Origin of the sequence: Micromonospora sp. DT233, from assembly GCF_049841815.1 — a bacterium.
GTDB lineage: Bacteria > Actinomycetota > Actinomycetes > Mycobacteriales > Micromonosporaceae > Micromonospora.
On the sequence record NZ_JBNCLB010000012.1, the window covers coordinates 1 to 19,159 of the forward strand.

Below are 19,159 nucleotides of genomic sequence, written 5' to 3' on the forward strand. Positions count from 1 at the left end.
ACGGCCGGCACGGACTGACCCGCCGCCAACGCCGCCAGACCCGCCCGCAACTCGGCGCCGTCCGCACCCAACACCACGGCCCGGCGCTCCAGCGCCGAGCGGGTGGTGGCCAGCGAGAACCCGACGTCCACCGGCTCCCGCCCGGATTCCGGGTCGGCCGGCCCGGCCAACAGCCGCGCCGCCTGCGCGGCCACCCCCTCCGCCGACCGCGCCGACACCGGCCACGGCAGGACCGGCAGCCCCGGGCGCGGCAGCACCGGCCCCGCCGGAGCAGAGTCGTCGTCGGGAGCCTCCTCGATGATCACGTGCGCGTTGGTGCCGCTGATCCCGAACGAGGACACCCCGGCGCGGCGCGGGCGGCCGTCGCGGGGCCACGCCCGGTCGTCGGTGAGCAGCTCGACCGCCCCGGCGGACCAGTCGACGTGCGTCGACGGCGTGCCGACGTGCAGGGTGCGGGGCAGCACCTCGTGTCCCAGCGCCAGGATCATCTTCATCACCCCGGCCACACCGGCGGCGGCCTGCGTGTGACCGATGTTCGACTTCACCGAGCCGAGCAGGACCGGTCGGTCGGCCGGGCGGTCCTGCCCGTACGTGGCCAGCAACGCCTGCGCCTCGATGGGGTCACCGAGCGACGTGCCGGTGCCGTGCGCCTCCACCACGTCGACGTCGGCGGTGCGGAGGCCGGCGCTGGCCAGGGCCTGCCGGATCACCCGCTGCTGGGAGGGGCCGTTGGGGGCGGTGAGCCCGTTGGACGCCCCGTCGGAGTTGACGGCGCTGCCGCGCACCACGGCGAGGACCCGGTGGCCGTTGCGCCGGGCGGCGGAGAGCCGTTCCAGCACCAGCACCCCGACGCCCTCGGCCCAGCCGGTGCCGTCGGCGTCGTCGGAGAACGCCTTGCACCGGCCGTCGACCGCCAGCCCGTGCTGCCGGCTGAACGAGACGAACGGGGTGGGCGTGGAGATCAGCGTGACGCCGCTGGCCAGCGCGAGGTCGCACTCGTCGTTGCGCAGGGCCTGGGTGGCCAGGTGCAGGGCGACCAGCGACGACGAGCAGGCCGTGTCGACGGTGACCGCCGGTCCCTCCAGGCCGAGCGCGTACGCGACCCGGCCGGAGAGCACGCTCGCCGCGTTGCCGGTCATGAAGTACCCGTCGGCGCCCTGCGGGCTGGCCATCAGCAGGCCGCCGTAGTCGGAGCCGTTGCTGCCGGCGAACATCCCGGTCCGGCTGCCGACCAGCGACAGCGGGTCGATTCCGGCGCGTTCGGCGGCCTCCCACACCGCTTCCAGCAGCAGCCGCTGCTGCGGGTCCATGGAGAGCGCTTCGCGGGGGTTGATGCCGAAGAGGGTGGCGTCGAACTCGCTGACGCCGGTGACGAACCCGCCGTGCCGGGTGTACGTGGTGCCGGCCCGGTCGGGGTCCGGGTCGTAGACGGCGTCGACGTCCCAGTTGCGGTCGGTGGGGAACTCGGTGATGGCGTCGCCGCCCTCGACCAGCAGTCGCCAGAACTCCTCGGGGCTGCTGACGCCGCCGGGCAGCCGGCAGCTCATCCCGACCACGGCGATCGGGTCGCCGGCGGTGTCGTCCGCGCGTACGGCCGGTACGACGGGGGCGGGCGCGGCGTCGCCGACGAGCTCCCGGCGCAGGTGACGGACGAGCGCGGCCGGCGTCGGGTAGTCGAAGATCATCGTCGCCGGCAGGCGCAGGCCGCTGGCCAGGCCGAGCCGGTTACGCAGTTCGATCGCGGTCAGCGAGTCGAAGCCGATGGCGGAGAAGACGTGCGTCGGTTCCACCTCGGCGGGCGAGGCGAAGCCGAGCACCCCGGCCACGTGCCGGCGTACCAGGTCGAGCAGTTCCCGCTCGCCCTCGGCGACGGTGAGCTGCGCCAGCCGGGCGGCGAGGCCGTCGGGGCTGCCACCGGTGTCGCCGTCGGCCGCTTCGAGGGCGGTACGCGCCTCGGGGATCGCGTCGAGCAGCGGGCTGCGCCGGCTCGCGGTGAACGCCGGGGCGTACCGCTGCCAGTCGACGCCGGCGACGGTCAGCGTCGCCTCACCGTCACCGACCACCTGGTGCAGGACGGTGACCGCCGACTCGGGCGGCAGCGGGTGGATCCCACCCTTGCGTTGCCGGGCCTCGACCGCGGCGCTGTCGGCCATGCCGGCGTCCGCCCACGGCCCCCAGGCGATCGACGTGGCGGCGTGGCCGGCGGCGCGGCGGTGTTCGGCGAGCGCGTCGAGCACCGCGTTCGCCGCCGCGTAGTTGGCCTGGCCCGGCCCGCCCCAGATGCCGGCGGTGGAGGCGAAGAGCACGAAGGCGTCGAGGTCGAGGGGTCGGGTGAGCTCGTCCAGGAGCAGGGCGGCGGTGGCCTTCGGGGCCAGGACCGCGCCGATCCGCTCGGGGGTGAGCGAGTCGAGGATGCCGTCGTCGAGCACACCGGCGGCGTGCACGACGGCGGTGAGCGGCTGCGCGGCGGGGACGCCGTCGAGCAGCGCGGCGAGCTGGGCGCGGTCGGTGGTGTCGCAGGCGGCGACCGTGACGGTGGCGCCCTGGGACTCCAGGTCGCGCCGCAGGTCGTCGGCGCCCGGGGCGGCCGGCCCGCGCCGGCTGGCCAGCAGCACGTGGGCGGCGCCGTTGGCCACGACCCAGCGGGCCATCCGGGCGCCCAGGGCGCCGGTGCCACCGGTGATCAGCACGGTGCCCGAGGGCTGCCAGGTGGCGTCCGCGCCGGCCGGGCGGGGTGCCCGGAGCAGCCGTCGGGCGAAGAGGCCGGAGTCGCGGACGGCGATCTGGTCCTCGCCGCCGAAGGTGAGCGCGTCGACCACGCGCCGGGCGGCCCGCACGTCGGCGTCGTCGGGTACGTCGATGAGGCCGCCCCAGCGGTCCGGGTGTTCCAGCGCCGCCACCCGGCCGAGGCCCCACACGGCGGCCTGTCCGGGGTGGGCCACGGTGTCCCAGCGGGCGACGGAGACGGCCGCGCTGGTCAACGCCCAGACCGGGGCGGTCACCCCGGCGTCGCCGAGGGCCTGGAGCAGGGTGGTGGTCAGGCCCAACCCGGCGGTGAGGCCGGGCACACCGGGTACGGGTCGCTCGTCCCGGCCGACGAGGGACACCACGCCGGCCGGCTGGTCGTACTCGCCGAGGAGCGCGCCGAGCGCCACGCGGTCGAGGTCGGCGTCGGTGAGCCGCAGCGTACGGGGGGTGGCGCCACGGGCGGCCAGTTCGGTGCCCACCGCGTCGGCCCAGCCCTGCCCGGCGGGGTCGCCCGACGAGGTGACCACCAGCCAGGTGCCGGTGACCGGCTGCGGCTGGGCGGCCGGCGGCAGCGGGGCCCAGGAGACGCGGTACCGCCAGGCGTCGGTGGTGTGCTGTTCGCGCTGCTGGCGGCGCCAGTTGACCAGCGCGGGCAGCAGCGGGTCGAGCACGGCCGGGTCGGTGCCGAGCGCGCTGGCCAACGCGGTGGTGTCCTGGCGTTCCACGGCGGCCCAGAACTCACCGTCGGCGGTGTCGTCCGGGCCGGCCTCGGCGGTCTGGCCGAGGGTCACGGTCGGCCAGTAGCGCTGCCGTTGGAAGGCGTAGGTGGGCAGGTCGACGGGCGTCGGTCGGGGCACCGGGAAGGCGGCGGTCCAGTCGACGTCGACCCCGTGCACCCACAACGCGCCGACACTGAGCAGCAGCCGATCCAGGCCGCCGTCGTCACGGCGCAACGTCCCGGTGACCACGGCAGGCGCGTCACCGGCCGACTCGGCGGTCTCCTCCACGGCGGAGGTCAACACCGGATGCGGCGACACCTCCACGAACACCCCGTGCCCCTCCCCGGCCAACCGGGCGATCCCGTCGGCGAACCCCACCGGCTCCCGCAGATTCCGGAACCAGTAATCCGGGCCCAGGGACGTGACGTACTCACCGGTCACCGTCGACAACCACGGCACCTGCGGCTCCTGGGAGGTCACGTCGGCCAACTCGACCGCGAGACGATCGGTCAGGGCGTCCATCGCCGGCGAGTGCGACGCATAGTCCACCGCGATCCGCCGCGCCCGCACCCCATCCCGCTCACACCGCGCCAACACCTGCTCCACCGCGGCGACCTCACCCGAAACCACCACCTGCGACGGACTGTTGACCGCGGCCACACCCACCGCGCCACCACACTCGGCCAGCAACTCCCGCACCTCGGCAGCCGGCAGCCGCACCGACGCCATCGCGCCCGCACCGGCGCACAACTCCGCGACCGCAGCCGATCGGGCCACCACCACCCGCAACGCGTCCGCCAGCGACAGCGCTCCCGCCACACACGCCGCCGCCACCTCACCCTGCGAGTGACCCACCACCGCAGCCGGACGCACCCCGTAGGAGCGCCACACCGCGGCGAGACCGACCATCACCACGAACGACGCCGGCTGCACCACATCGACGCGCCCCAGCGACACCGCATCGGGGGTGCCACGCAACACATCGACCAGCGACCAATCCACCAGACCCGACAACATTGCCGCGCACTCCGTCACCACCTCGGCGAACACCGGAGAGCTCTCCAACAACGCGGCGCCCATGCCCACCCACTGCGCCCCCTGGCCGGGGAACACGAACACCGTCCGGCCCACACCACCGGCCACACCCGACACCACGTTGCCCACCGGCTCACCGGCGGCGAGCGCCGCCAACCCCGCAGCGTGATCACCCACCACCACCGCGCGCCGCTCGAACCGCGACCGGGACGACACCAACGACCAACCCACACCGAGCGCGTCGGCAGTGCCGACCAGCGGGGCCAACGCCTGCGCCTGACCACTCAGGGCGGCCGTCGAGCGGGCCGAGAGCGGCCACGGCACCGCAGCGGGGAGAGGCTGTTCCGGGGCCACCGGGGCGGGGGGCTGCTCCGGGGCCTGTTCGAGGATGACGTGGGCGTTGGTGCCGCTCATGCCGAACGCCGACACGGCGGCCCGGCGGGGGCGTCCTGCCTCCGGCCAGTCCCGGGCGTCGGCGAGCAGTTGCACCGCGCCGGCCGACCAGTCGACGTGCGGGGTGGGGGTTCCGGCGTGCAGGGTCCGGGGCAGCACCCCGTGCCGCATCGCGGCCACCATCTTGATCAGCCCGGCGACGCCGGCCGCGGCCTGGGCGTGGCCGATGTTCGACTTCACCGACCCCAACCACAACGGCCGATCCGCCGGCCGGTCCTGCCCGTACGTCGCGATGACCGCCTGCGCCTCGATCGGATCACCCAACGACGTACCCGTACCGTGCGCCTCCACCACATCCACATCGGACGCCGACACCCCGGCATTGACCAACGCCTGCCGGATCACCCGCTGCTGGGACGGACCATTCGGGGCGGTCAGCCCATTGGACGCACCGTCCTGATTCACCGCACTGCCCCGCACCACCGCCAGGACCCGGTGGCCGTTGCGGCGGGCGTCGGAGAGCCGTTCCAGCAGCACCACGCCGGCGCCCTCGGCCCAGCTCGCCCCGTCCGCGTCGGCGGAGAACGGCTTGGACCGGCCGTCGGGCGCGAGGGCCCGCTGGCGGCTGAACTCGACCAGGGAGATCGGGGTGGACATCACGGTCACGCCGCCGGCCAGCGCCATGGTGCAGTCGCCCTCGCGCAGGGCCTGGCAGGCCGAGTGCAGCGCGACCAGGGACGACGAGCAGGCGGTGTCGATGGTCAGCGCGGGCCCTTCCAGGCCGAACGAGTACGCGACGCGGCCGGAGAGCACGCTCGGCGAGTTGCCGGTGCCGAGGAAGCCCTCGAAGTCGTCCTTGGCGACCGCCAGCAGGCCGCCGTAGTCCTGGTAGGTGACCCCGGCGAAGACGCCGGTGCGGCTGCCGCGCAGGGTCTGCGCGTCGAGCCCGGCCTGTTCCATCGCCTCCCAGGAGATCTCCAGCAGCAACCGCTGCTGCGGGTCCATGGCCACGGCCTCGCGGGGGCTGATGCCGAAGAAGGTGGCGTCGAACTGGCTGGCGTCGTGCAGGAAGCCGCCCTCGTGCACGTAGCAGGTGCCCGGGTTGTCCGGGTCCGGGTCGTACAGGGCGTCGAGGTCCCAGCCCCGGTCGGTGGGGAAGCCGGAGATGGCGTCGACGCCGTCGGCGACGAGCCGCCACAGGTCGTCCGCGCTGCGTACCCCGCCGGGGTAACGGCAGCTCATGCCGATGATGGCGATCGGCTCGTCGAGGGCGGTGGTGGCGCGGGTCGCGGGGGCGGCGGCCTCCGCCGGCCCGCCGACCAGCTCGCGGCGCAGGTGCTCGACGAGGGTACGGGCGGTCGGGTAGTCGAAGACGAGGGTGGCGGGCAGCCGCAGCCCGGTCTCCTCGGCCAGCGCCTCGCGCAGTTCCACGGCGGTGAGCGAGGTGAAGCCGAGGTCCCGGAACGCGAGGTCCACGTCGAGGCTCTGCAGCCGGGGCTGGTCCAGCACGATCGCGGCGCGGCGGCCCACGATCTCGGTCAGCGCCGTGCGCTGCTCGTCCTCGGGGAGCGCGGCGAGGCGCGTACGCAGGTTGTTGCCGCCGCCGGAGACCGCGGCCGCCGCGCGGCGTCGGGCGGGCGTGCCGCCGGCCGCCGGCCGGGCCGCCGGGGTGACGGCGGTCGAGCGACCGGTGTACGGGCGCAGCGTCAGCGCGTCGGCGGTGAGGACGAGCTGGCCGGCGGTGTCGGCGAGGGTGACGGTCCAGCTCTCCGCCGGGCCGGCGGGGCGGATCGCGACGCGCAGCAGCGACGCGCCGGTGGCGTGCAGGGTGACGCCCGTCCAGCAGAACGGCATCGACGGGACCTCGCCGGGCCGCTCGTCGTACGACAGCGCCTGGAGGGCGGCGTCGAGGACGGCCGGGTGCAGGCCGAACCGGTCCACCTCGCCCCGGTGGGTGTCGGCGAGGGCGACCTCGGCGAAGAGCGCCCCGTCGGCCCGCCACGCGGCGGTCAGGCCCTGGAAGACGTCGGCGTAGTGGAAGCCCTGCGCCTCCCGGTTCCGGTAGTGGTCGGCGACGTCGACGGGGGTGGCGCCGGCGGGCGGCCAGGCGGTCAGCTCGGGGTGCTGCCGGCCCTGGCCGGTGCCGAGGACGCCGGTCGCGTTGCGCGTCCAGGTCGGCTCGTTCTCCGGGCGGGAGCTGATGGCGAACCGCCGGTTCCCGGTGTCGTCGGCCGCGTCCACCACGACCTGCACCCGGACGGCCTGCTCCTCGGGGAGCACGAGGGGCGCTTCGAGGACGAGTTCGTCGACCCGGTCGCAGGACAGGTGGTCGCCGACGCGGACGGCCAGCTCGAGGTGCCCGGTGCCGGGGAACACGAGGTCCCCGTCAACCCGGTGCCCGGCGAGCCACGGCTGGGTGCGGGTGGAGAGCCGGCCGGTGAAGACGTGCCCGCCGCCGTCGGCGAGTTCCACCACGGCGCTCAGCAGCGGGTGCGACACCGGATCGGCGCCGATGGCGCCGACGTGCCGTGGCCCGTTCGATCCCTGTAGCCAGTAGCGTTCCCGCTGGAAGGCGTAGGTGGGCAGGTCGACGACGCGGGCGCCGGTGGGGGCGTAGAACGCCGCCCAGTCGACGGTGCCGCCGTGGGCCCAGAGCCGGGCCAGGGCGGTCACGGCGGTGCCGGGCTCCGGCCGGTCCCGCCGCGACGCCGGCACGGCCAGCACCTCGGCACAGGTCTCCTCGACCGCCCCGACCAGGCTCGCGTCGGGGCCGAGCTCCACGAACCGGGTCACCCCCAGCTCCGCGGCCCTCTGCACCGCCGCACCGAAGACGACCGTCCCACGCACCTGCTGCGCCCAGTACTCGGCGGTGAACTCCTCCACCACCTGCCCCGTGAGGGTGGAGACGATCGGAATGCTCGGCCTACCCAACTCCACGGTCCCGGCGAGCCGGGCGAACTCCGCCAGCATCGGGTCCATCAACGCCGAGTGGAACGCGTGACTGACTTCCAGCCACCGGCCCTGCCGCTCGGGCAGCCCGGCCGCGACCCGCTCCACCGCATCGCGCTCCCCGGAGACCACGACCTGACCGGGGGCGTTCACCGCCGCGATCGACGCCCCGTCGACCAGCAGCGGGGACACCTCGTCGACCGTGGCGCGGACCGCCCACATCGCCCCGCCCGTGGGCAGGGCCTGCATCAGCGACGCCCGCGCCGCGACGAGGCGACACGCGTCGCCCAGGTCGAGCACGCCCGCGACGTGCGCGGCCGCGAGCTCGCCGATGGAGTGGCCGACCAGGTAGTCCGGGTGCACCCCCCAGGAGGCGAGGAGACGGAACAGGGCCACCTCCACCGCGAACAACGCCGGCTGCGCCCACCCGGTCCGACCCAGATCCTCCCCCGATCCGTCGATGACCTCACGCAACGGGCGGTCCAACAACGTGTCGAACTGCGCGCACACCTCCGACAGGGCGGCCTCGAAGACCGGGAACGCCGCCGCCAGCTCACGGCCCATGCCGAGACGCTGACCACCCTGACCGGAGAACACGAACCCGGTGAGGCCGCCACGGGTGGCGACGCCGGTGACCAGGTCGGCGTGCGGCCGGTCCTCGACCAGGGCGGCCAGGCCGGCCCGGATGGCGTCGGCGTCCGCGCCGAGGACCACCGCGCGGCGCTCCAGCGCCGAGCGGGTCGTCGCCAGCGAGAGCCCGACGTCCTCCGGTGCCCGCCCGGATTCCGGCTCCGCCGGCCCGGCCAGCAGCCGCGCCGCCTGCGCGGCCACCCCCTCCGGTGAGCGCGCCGACACCGGCCACGGGATGACCGGCAGCGCCGGGCGCGGCAGCAGCGACTCCACCGCCACGGGGGCTTCTTCGGCCGCCTCCTCGAGGATGACGTGCGCGTTGGTGCCGCTGATCCCGAACGCCGACACCCCGGCCCGTCGGGGCGTCCCGCCCCGGGGCCACGACCGCGCGTCGGCCAGCAGCTCCACCGCGCCCGCCGACCAGTCCACGTGCGACGACGGCGTGCCGACGTGCAGGGTGCGCGGCAGGCTCTCGTGCCGCAACGCCAGCACCATCTTGATCACACCGGCCACGCCCGCCGCCGCCTGGGTGTGGCCCAGGTTCGACTTGATCGACCCCAACCACAACGGCCGGTCGGCGCCACGTTCCTGCCCGTACGTGGCCAGCAACGCCTGCGCCTCGATCGGGTCGCCCAACGACGTGCCGGTGCCGTGCGCCTCCACCGCGTCCACGTCGGCGGTGGTGAGGCCGGCGTCGGCGAGTGCCTGCCGGATCACCCGCTGCTGCGACGGGCCGTTGGGGGCGGTCAGCCCGTTGGACGCCCCGTCGGAGTTCACCGCGCTGCCCCGCACCACCGCCAGGACGGGGTGACCGTGGCGGCGGGCGTCGCTGAGCCGCTCCACCAGCAGCAACCCGACGCCCTCGCTCCAGCCGGTGCCGTCGGCGTCGTCGGAGAACGCCTTGCAGCGGCCGTCGCCGGCCAGGCCACCCTGCTGGGCGAAGTCGACGAAGGCGTCCGGGCTGGCGATGACGGTGACCCCGCCGGCCAACGCCAGCGAACACTCCCCGGACCGCAGCGACTGGATGGCCAGGTGCAGCGCCACCAGCGACGACGAGCAGGCCGTGTCGACGGTGACCGCCGGCCCCTCCAGGCCCAGGGCGTACGACAGTCGGCCGGAGAGCACGCTGCCGGAGTTTCCGGTGATCAGGTGCCCGCCGACGCCGTCCGGGACGTCGTGGACCCCGCTGAGGTAGCCGGAGCTGCCGGCACCGACGAAGACACCGACCCGGTGGCCCGTGAGGGACAGTGGCGCGATGCCGGCGCGCTCCAGCGACTCCCAGGCGGTCTCCAGCAGCAGCCGCTGCTGCGGGTCCATGGCCAGGGCCTCGCGGGGGGAGATGCCGAAGAAGGCGGCGTCGAAGTCGCCGGCGTCGGGCAGGAAGCCACCCACGCGGGCGTACCCGCCGGAGGTGGCGTCGGGGAGGCCGTCGAGTTCCCAGCCCCGGTCGGTGGGGAACGGCGAGAGGGCGTCGGACGCCTCGGCCAGCAACCGCCACAGGCCCTCGGGGTCGGCGACCCCACCGGGCAGGCGGCAGCTCATCGCCACGATGGCGACCGGTTCGTCGGTGGCCGGGCGGGGGCTCTCAGGCAGCTCGGGGAGCCGGTCGGCGCCCATCACCTCGTCGACGAGGTGGTCGGCCAGCACGGTCGCGGTGGGGTGGTCGAAGACCAGCGTGGCGGGCAGCGGGAGGCCGGTGGCCGTACCCAGCAGGTCGCGGAACTCGACGGCGGTGAGCGAGTCGAAGCCGAGGTCGCGGAAGGACCGGCCCGGGTCGACGGCGCTGCCGTCGAGGTGGCCGAGCGCCGCGGCGGCGGCACCGCGTACCAGGTCCAGCACGTGGCGGCGGCGGTCGCGGTCGGTCAGCGTCCGCAGCCGGGCCCGCAGCGCGCCGTCTTCGGACGCCGCCTCCGGGGCCGGGGCCGGCGCGGTGAGGTCGGCGAAGAGGACGCTGCCCCGCCGCACGGTGAAGGTCGCGACGAAGCGGTCCCAGTCGACGTCGGCGACGGTGACGCAGGGCTGGTCGCCGGCCAGGGCCAGCCCCAGCGCGGCCAGGGCCTCGTCGGGGGTCAGCGGCGGCAGACCACGGCGGCGCAGGTCCTCCTCGGCCCCCTCGGCGGCGGCCATGCCGCCACCGCCCCACGGACCCCAGGCCACGGACGTGGCGACCCGGCCCCGCGCCCGGCGGCGGGCGGCGAGGGCGTCGAGGAAGGCGTTGGCGGCCGCGTACCCGCCCTGGGTGCCGCTGCCCCAGGTGCCGGCGATGGACGAGTAGAGGACGAAGGCGTCCAGGTCACGCTCGCCCAGCAGGGCGTCGAGGTGCGCCGCGCCGGCCACCTTCGCCGCGGCCGGTTCGGCCAGGTCGGCGAGGGTGGACTCGGCCAGCGCGGTGGCCCGGGTGATGCCGGCGGTGTGGAACACCGACCGGATCGGCGGTGCGTCCGCCTCGATGCGGGTGATCGCGGCGGCGAGGTCCGCCCGGTCGGTCAGGTCGCAGCCGGCGATGGTGACGGTCGCGCCGGCGGCCACGAGCTCGTCGCGCAGCTCGGCGGCACCGGGCGCGTCGGGACCGCGGCGGCTCAGCAGCGCCACGTGCGTGGCCCCGCGCGCCACCGCCCAGCGGGCGACCCGGGCGCCCAGGGCACCCGTTCCGCCGGTGACGAGGACGGTGCCGGTGGGGACCCACGGCCGACCACCGGCCGGGATGTCGGCCGGGGTCAGTCGCCGGCCGAGGACGGCCGCGCCGCGCAGCGCCACCTGGTCCTCGACGCCGGCCCCGCCGGCCAGCACGTCGGCCAGCCGGGCCGCCGCCGGCGCCGTCGGCGTTGCGGGCACGTCGACCAGACCGCCCCACCGGTCGGGGTCCTCGAGGGCCACGACCCGGCCGAGGCCCCACACGGCGGCCCGGGCGGGGCGCGACGGCGGATCGCCGGGCCCGGTGGAGACCGCGCCGGAGGTGACCGCCCAGATCCGGCCGGCCAGACCGGCGTCGTGCGCCGCCTGCGCCAGCACGGTGGTGGCGACCACTCCACGGGTCAGCCCCGGGTGTCCGTCGTGTTCGGTGTCGTCCTGGCCGAGGAAGGAGATCAACCGGTCGTGGTCGACGAGCCGGGCGGCCAGCGTCGCCCGGTCGAGCTCCGTCGGGTCGATCGTCAGCCGGTCGACGTCGACGCCCCGGGCGGTCAGCGCCGAGGCGAGCGCGTGGGCCCACGGGTCGGTGCCGCCGGCGGGCTCCAGGATCAGCCAACGGTCGGGCAGGGCGGGGTCGGCGACGGGGCCGACCGGCGTCCAGGTCTCCCGGTAGCAGAGCCGCCCGACCGTGCCGAGCTGCTGCCGTTGGCGCTGCCAGGCGTCCATCGCGGTCAGGACGTCGGGCAGGTCGGCGTCGGCGGGGAGGCCCAGGGTGGCGGTGAAGGCGTCGAGGTCGCCGTGCGCGACCACGTCCCAGAACGCCGCGTCGAGGCTGTTGCCGGGGCCGGCGTCGGGCCGCCGGGAGATCCGGGGCCAGTAGCGCCGGTGTTGGAAGGCGTAGGTGGGCAGGTCGACGGTCCGCGCCCCGGTGGGGGCGAGCAGCGCCGCCCAGTCGACGGTGCCGCCGTCGGCCCAGAGCCGCGCCAGCGCCGTCACGGCGGTGGTCGGCTCCGGCCGGTCCCGGCGCAGCAGCGACACCGCCAGGAGGTCCTCCCGGGCCTCCTGGACCGCGCCGATCAGGCTGGCGTCGGGGCCGAGCTCCACGAACCGGGTCACCCCCAGCTCGCGGGCCTCCTCGATGGCCGCCCCGAACGCGACGGTGCCGCGCACCTGGTCCGCCCAGTACTCGGCGGTGAACTCCTGCACCGGCTCACCGGTGAGGGTGGAGACGATCGGGATGCTCGGCCTGCCCAGCTTTACGGTCTCGGCGATGCGGGTGAACTCGGCCAGCATCGGGTCCATCAACGCCGAGTGGAACGCGTGACTGACCGTCAACCACCGGCCCTGCCGGTCGGGCAGGCCGGCCGCCACCCGCTCGACCGCGTCCCGCGTGCCGGAGACCACGACCTGGCCAGGGGCGTTCACCGCCGCGATCGACGCCCCGTCGACCAACAACGGGGACACCTCGTCGACCGTCGCCCGCACCGCCCACATCGCCCCACCCGTGGGCAGGGCCTGCATCAACGACGCCCGCGCCGCCACCAGCCGACACGCATCGCCCAGGTCAAGGACGCCCGCGACGTGGGCGGCCGCCAACTCCCCGATCGAGTGACCGACCAGGTAGTCCGGGTGCACCCCCCAGGAGGCGAGGAGCCGGAACAACGCCACCTCGACGGCGAACAACGCCGGCTGCGCCCACCCGGTCCGACCCAGATCGTCGGCGGAGCCGTCGATCACCTCACGCAGCGGGCGGTCCAACAACGTGTCGAACTGCGCGCACACCTCCGACAGGGCGGCCTCGAAGACCGGGAACGCCGCCGCCAGCTCACGGCCCATACCGACCCGCTGACTGCCCTGACCGGAGAACACGAACCCCGTCAGGCCACTGCGAACCGTTCCGGTGACCGTCCCCGTGGACGGGGTGCCAGCCGCCAGCGTCGCAAGATCCGCGCGCAACTCGTCGGCGTTTGCGCCCAGCACCACCGCGCGATGCTCCAGACCCGACCGGGTCGTCGCCAGCGACAACGCCACATCCACCGGCACCACACCACCCGACAAACCAGCCAACAGCCGACGCGCCTGCCCGGCCACCGCACCCGACGTCTTCCCCGACACCACCCACGGCACCACCCCAAGCCCAACCGACTCCCCCTGCACAGGAACAGGGTCAGAGATGGGCGCCTCCTCGACGATCACGTGAGCATTCGTGCCACTCAAACCAAACGCCGACACACCCGCCCGACGCGGCCGACCCCCACCCGGCCAGGGCCGCTCCTGCGTCAACAACTCCACCGCACCCGCCGACCAGTCCACGTGCGTCGACGGCGTCCCCACATGCAACGTGCGCGGCAACATCCCGTGCTCGAGCGCGAGGATCATCTTCATCAACCCCGCCGCACCCGCCGCCGCCTGCGTATGACCCACATTCGACTTCACCGACCCCAACCACACCGGCCGATCCGCAGGACGACCACGCCCATACGTCGCCAACAACGCCTGCGCCTCAATCGGATCACCGAGCGACGTGCCGGTGCCGTGCGCCTCCACCGCATCCACATCCGCGGCGGAAAGCCCCGCACTGGCCAACGCCTGCCGAATCACCCGCTGCTGCGACGGACCATTCGGCGCCGTCAACCCATTCGACGCACCATCCTGATTCACCGCACTGCCCCGCACCACCGCCAACACCCGACGACCATGACGCCGCGCATCCGACAACCGCTCCAACACCAACACCCCCGCACCCTCACCCCACCCCGTACCATCCGCCCCATCCGAAAACGCCTTACACCGCCCATCCGACGCCAACCCACCCTGCCGCGCGAACTCCACAAACGCCCCCGGCGTCGACATCACCGTCACACCACCCGCCAACGCCAACGAACACTCACCCAACCGCAACGACTGCACCGCCAAATGCACCGCCACCAACGACGACGAACACGCCGTATCCACCGTCACCGCAGGCCCCTCCAAACCCAACGCATACGACACCCGACCCGACAACACACTCCCCGACGAGCCGGTGGAGGCGTAGCCGTCGGCGGACTCGTCGGAGACGGCCAGCAGCATCGGGTAGTCCTGGCCGTTGGTGCCCGCGAAGACCCCGACCGGGGCACCGCGCAGCGACATCGGGCCCACCCCGGCCCGCTCCAACGCCTCCCACACCACCTCCAGCAGCAACCGCTGCTGCGGATCCATCACCACCGCCTCGCGCGGCGAGATACCGAACAGATCCGCGTCGAAGTCCGCGACGCCGTCGATGAAGCCACCGACGCCGGTGGTGGTGTCGTCCCAGCCCCGGTCGACCGGGAAGGCACCCAGCGCGTCGACACCGTCGGCCAGCAACCGCCACAGCTCCTCCGGAGACGCCACGCCTCCCGGGAAGCGACACCCCATGCCGACCACCACGACGGGGTCGGTGTCGTCGGCGCCCACCAGCGCCGGGAGGGGTGCGTCGGCCGGGCCGGCGACGTCGGCGAAGAGGGTGTCGTCGAGGAGGTCGGCCAGGGCCTGCGCGGACGGGTGGTCGAAGACCACGGTCGACGGCAGCGTGAGGCCCGTGGCGGCGCTCAACGCGTTGCGCAGTTCGAGGGCCATGAGCGAGTCCACGCCCAGGTCGCGGAAGGGCGCATCCGGGCCGATCGCGTTGCGGTCGGCGAAGCCGAGCACGGCGGCGGCCCGGTCGCGGACCAGGTCGCGCAGCCGGGCGCGGCGTACGCCGGTGGGCAGGCCGGAGAGCTCGTCCCGTAGCCCGCCGGTGGTGGCGGTCACCGTGCCGCCCGGCGCGGGGGTGAAGAGTTCGTCCCACAGGTGGTTCGGGCGCAGCGCGGTCATCGCCGGCACGAACCGCTCCCACCGGACGTCGGCGACGGTGACGCAGCCGGAGACGGCGCCGAGCAGGTTCACCGCCGTGTCGGGGTCCAACGGGACGATGCCGCCGCGCTCGGCCCGGGCCAGGACGAGTTCGTCGTCGGCCATGCCACCGTCGGCCCACGGCCCCCACGCCACCGACGTACCCACCAGACCCCGAGCCCGACGCGCCGCGACCAGGGCATCCAACGCCGCGTTCGCGGCCGCGTACGCCCCCTGACCCGCACCACCCCACACACCCGCCGCCGACGAGAAGACGACGAACGCGTCCAACTCCCGGTCACCCAACACCCGATCCAGGTGCCACGCCGCGTCGGCCTTGCCACCCCACACCGTCGACAGACTCTCCACCGACAACCCGTCGAGCACCCCGTCGGCCACCACACCGGCGGCGTGCACGACAGCCGACACCTCGAACCGCCCCAGCAGCTCCTCGACGACACCCGGCGCGGCCACGTCCGCGGCCACCACGTCCACCCGGGCGCCCGCCGCCGTCAACTCGTCCCGCAGCGCCTCCGCGCCGTCGGCCGCCGGGCCGCGCCGAGACACCAACACCACACCCGCCGCACCCCGCGACACCACCCACCGCGCCACCCGCGCGCCCAACGCCCCGGTCCCACCCGTGATGAACACGGTGCCGCGCGGCGCCCACCCCGCGCCGGCGAGCGACCCCGCGACCAACCGCCGGCCGAGCGCCACCGAGCCCCGCACCGCGACCTGATCCTCGGCGGCCGGACCGGCGGCGGCCAGCACCGCCACCACACCGCGCACCGACCCGGCGTCCACCACGGGCGGCACGTCGACCAGACCACCCCAACGGCCCGGCTCCTCCAACGCCACCACCCGGCCCAGGCCCCACACGCCCGCCGCCAGGGGCGCGGTCACCGCATCGGTCGCACCCACCGACACCGCACCCGACGTCACCACCCACAGAGCCCCACCGACCCCGGCATCACCCAACGCCTGCACCAGCGCCACCGTCGCCGCGAGACCCGCCGGCACATTCGCAGCACCCGGCAACACCGACGCGTCCCCACCGAGGAACGACACCACCCGGTCCACGTCGGCGAACCCCGCCAACCGCCCGGCCAGCAGGCCACGGTCGAGCTCGCCCACCGCCACCCGCAGCCGCGACACCTCCACCCCACGCGCGGCCAACTCCCCCGCCAACGCCTCCGACCACTCGTCGGAGACGTCGGACTCCACCAACAACCAGTGACCGGAGACCGGCCGGTCGGTGGGGACGCCGAGCGGGACCCAGGACTCCTCGTAGCACAGCCCTTCGATCGTGGCCCGCTCGTCGGCCCGCCGCCGCCACGCGTTCAGGGCGGGCAGGGCGGCGCCGAGCGCGGTGTCGGGGCCGACGCCGAGTTCGGCGGCGAACGTGGCGACGTCGCCACGGTCCAGGGCGTCCCACAGGGCGGCGTCGAGGGTGCCGGCGGTCGGGCGCCGACGGGTGGGGCGCGGCCAGTAGCGTTCCCGCTGGAAGGCGTAGGCGGGCAGCGCGACGACGCGCGCGCCGGTCGGGGCGAGGTACGCCGCCCAGTCGACCGGGCAGCCGTCCGCCCAGAGGTGGGCGACGGCGCGTACGGCGGCGGCCGGCTCGGGTCGGTCCCGGCGCAGCATCGGCACGGCGAGGACCTGGTCGTCCCCGGTCTCGGTGACGGCGCCGACGAGGCCGGCGTCCGGTCCCAGCTCGACGAACCGGCACACGCCGAGGTGCCGGGCCCGGCGCACCGCGTCGGCGAAGAGCACGGTGCCGCGGAGCTGGTCGGCCCAGTAGCCGGCGGTGAACTCCTCGACGAGCTGGCCGGTGAGGGTGGAGACGATCGGGATACGTGGGGTCCCCATCCGCACGGTCCCGGCGACCCGGGTGAACTCGGCCAGCATCGGGTCCATCAGCGCCGAGTGGAACGCGTGACTGACCGTCAGCCAACGGCCCCGCCGGTCGGCCAGCCCGGCGGCCACCCGCTCCACCGCGCCGCGCGTGCCGGAGACCACCACCTGACCCGGGGCGTTCACCGCCGCGATCGACGCCCCGTCGACCAGCAGCGGCGTCACCTCGTCGACCGTCGCGCGGACGGCCCACATCGCCCCACCCGACGGGAGGGCCTGCATCAGCGTCGCCCGCGCCGCGACGAGCCGACACGCGTCCGGCAGGTCCAGCACGCCCGCGACGTGCGCGGCGGCCAACTCGCCCACGGAGTGCCCGATCAGGTGATCGGGGGTGACCCCCCAGGACTCCAGCAGCCGGAACAGGGCCACCTCGACCGCGAACAGGGCCGGCTGCGCCCAGCCGGTCTGCGCAAGGTCCTCGGCGCAGCCGTCGACGACCTCCCGCAGCGGACGGTCCAGGAGCGCGTCGAACTGGGCGCAGACCTCGGACAGGGCGGCCTCGAAGACCGGGAACGCCGCCGCGAGCTCACGGCCCATGCCGAGGCGCTGACCACCCTGACCGGAGAAGACGAACGCGGTCCGGCCGGCGCGGACGGCCCCCGACACCACGTCGGCGCTCGGCGCGGAGCGGGCCAGCGCCGCCAGGCCGGCGCCCAGCTCCTCGGTGTCCGCGCCGAGCACCGCCGCGCGGTGTTCCAGGCCGGAGCGGGTCGTGGCCAGGGAGTACGCGACGTCGGCGGCGGGCAGGTCCCGGACGGCGTTCGCCAGCCGAGTCGCCTGCGCGGGCAGGCCGGCAGGCGTCTTCGCCGACACCAGCCAGGGCAGCACCGGCAGCGTCGAGCCACCGCCGGTGGCGGCGGGCTCCGGGTCGTCGGCGGGCGTCTCCTCGATGATGACGTGCGCGTTGGTGCCGCTCACGCCGAACGCGGAGATCCCGGCCCGCCGGGGCGTCTCGCCCCGGGGCCACGACCGCGCGTCGGCCAGCAGCTCCACCGCGCCCGCCGACCAGTCCACGTGCGACGACGGCGTGCCGACGTGCAGGGTGCGCGGCAGGCTCTCGTGCCGCAACGCCAGCACCATCTTGATCACACCGGCCACGCCCGCCGCCGCCTGGGTGTGGCCCAGGTTCGACTTGATCGACCCCAGCCACAACGGCCGGTCGGCGCCACGATCCTGCCCGTACGTGGCCAGCAACGCCTGCGCCTCGATCGGGTCACCGAGGGCGGTGCCGGTGCCGTGGGCCTCGACGGCGTCCACGTCGGCGGTGGAGAGCCGGGCGTTGGTCAGGGCCTGGCGGATCACCCGCTGCTGCGACGGGCCGTTCGGGGCGGTCAGCCCGTTGGACGCCCCGTCGGAGTTCACCGCGCTGCCCCGCACCACCGCCAGGACCGGGTGGCCGTGGCGGCGGGCGTCGCCGAGTCGTTCCAGGACGAGCAGGCCGACGCCCTCGCCCCAGCCGGTGCCGTCGGCGTCGTCGGAGAACGCCTTGCACCGGCCGTCGCCGGCCAGGCCGCCCTGCCGGGCGAACTCGACGAACGCCGTCGGGGTGGACATCACGGTGACGCCGCCGGCCAGCGCGAGGTGGGACTCCCCCGACCGCAGCGACTGCACGGCCAGGTGCAGCGCCACCAGCGACGACGAGCAGGCCGTGTCGACGGTGACCGCCGGCCCCTCCAGGCCCAGGGCGTACGACAGCCGGCCGGAGAGCACACTGCCGGAGCTGCCGGTCAGCAGGTAACCGTCGACGCCGTCCTCGCCGGTGAGGTAGGTGTCGTAGCCGGACGGGGAGCCGCCGACGAAGACGCCGACCCGGCCACCGCGCAGGGAGAGCGGGCCGATGCCGGCACGTTCGAGGGCCTCCCAGGAGCACTCCAGGAGCAGGCGCTGCTGCGGGTCCATGGCCAGGGCCTCGCGCGGGGAGATGCCGAACAGGCCGGCGTCGAACTCGGCGACGCCGTCGACGAAGCCGCCCCGCAGCGAGGAGGGGCCCAGGTCGGGCAGCGCGGTCAGGTCCCAGCCCCGGTCGGGCGGCACGTCGCCCAGCGCGTCGACGCCGTCCTCGACAAGCTTCCACAGGTCCTCTGCGGAGCGGACGCCGCCCGGGAACCGGCAGTGCATCGCCACGATGGCGATCGGTTCCCGCGCGGCGTCCTCGACCGCCCGGAGTCGCTGGCGCGTCTCGTGGAGATCAGCGGTCGTCCACTTCAAGTAGTCGCGGAGCTTGTTTTCGTTCACTGGCGGACCGTCTCCTGTCGGCGTGGCCCAGGGAGTCGGTAGCCGTGGCC

At 75.1% G+C, this 19,159-nt stretch carries 1 protein-coding gene; it reads right to left on the minus strand.

Annotated features, from left to right (window positions below; translation table 11 throughout):
- Positions 1–19,109 (minus strand): type I polyketide synthase (locus ACLQ2V_RS21880; RefSeq protein WP_425720419.1); only part of this gene is annotated, 19,109 nt, incomplete at its 3' end.
- Between the last annotated feature and the right edge of the window lie 50 nt (positions 19,110–19,159).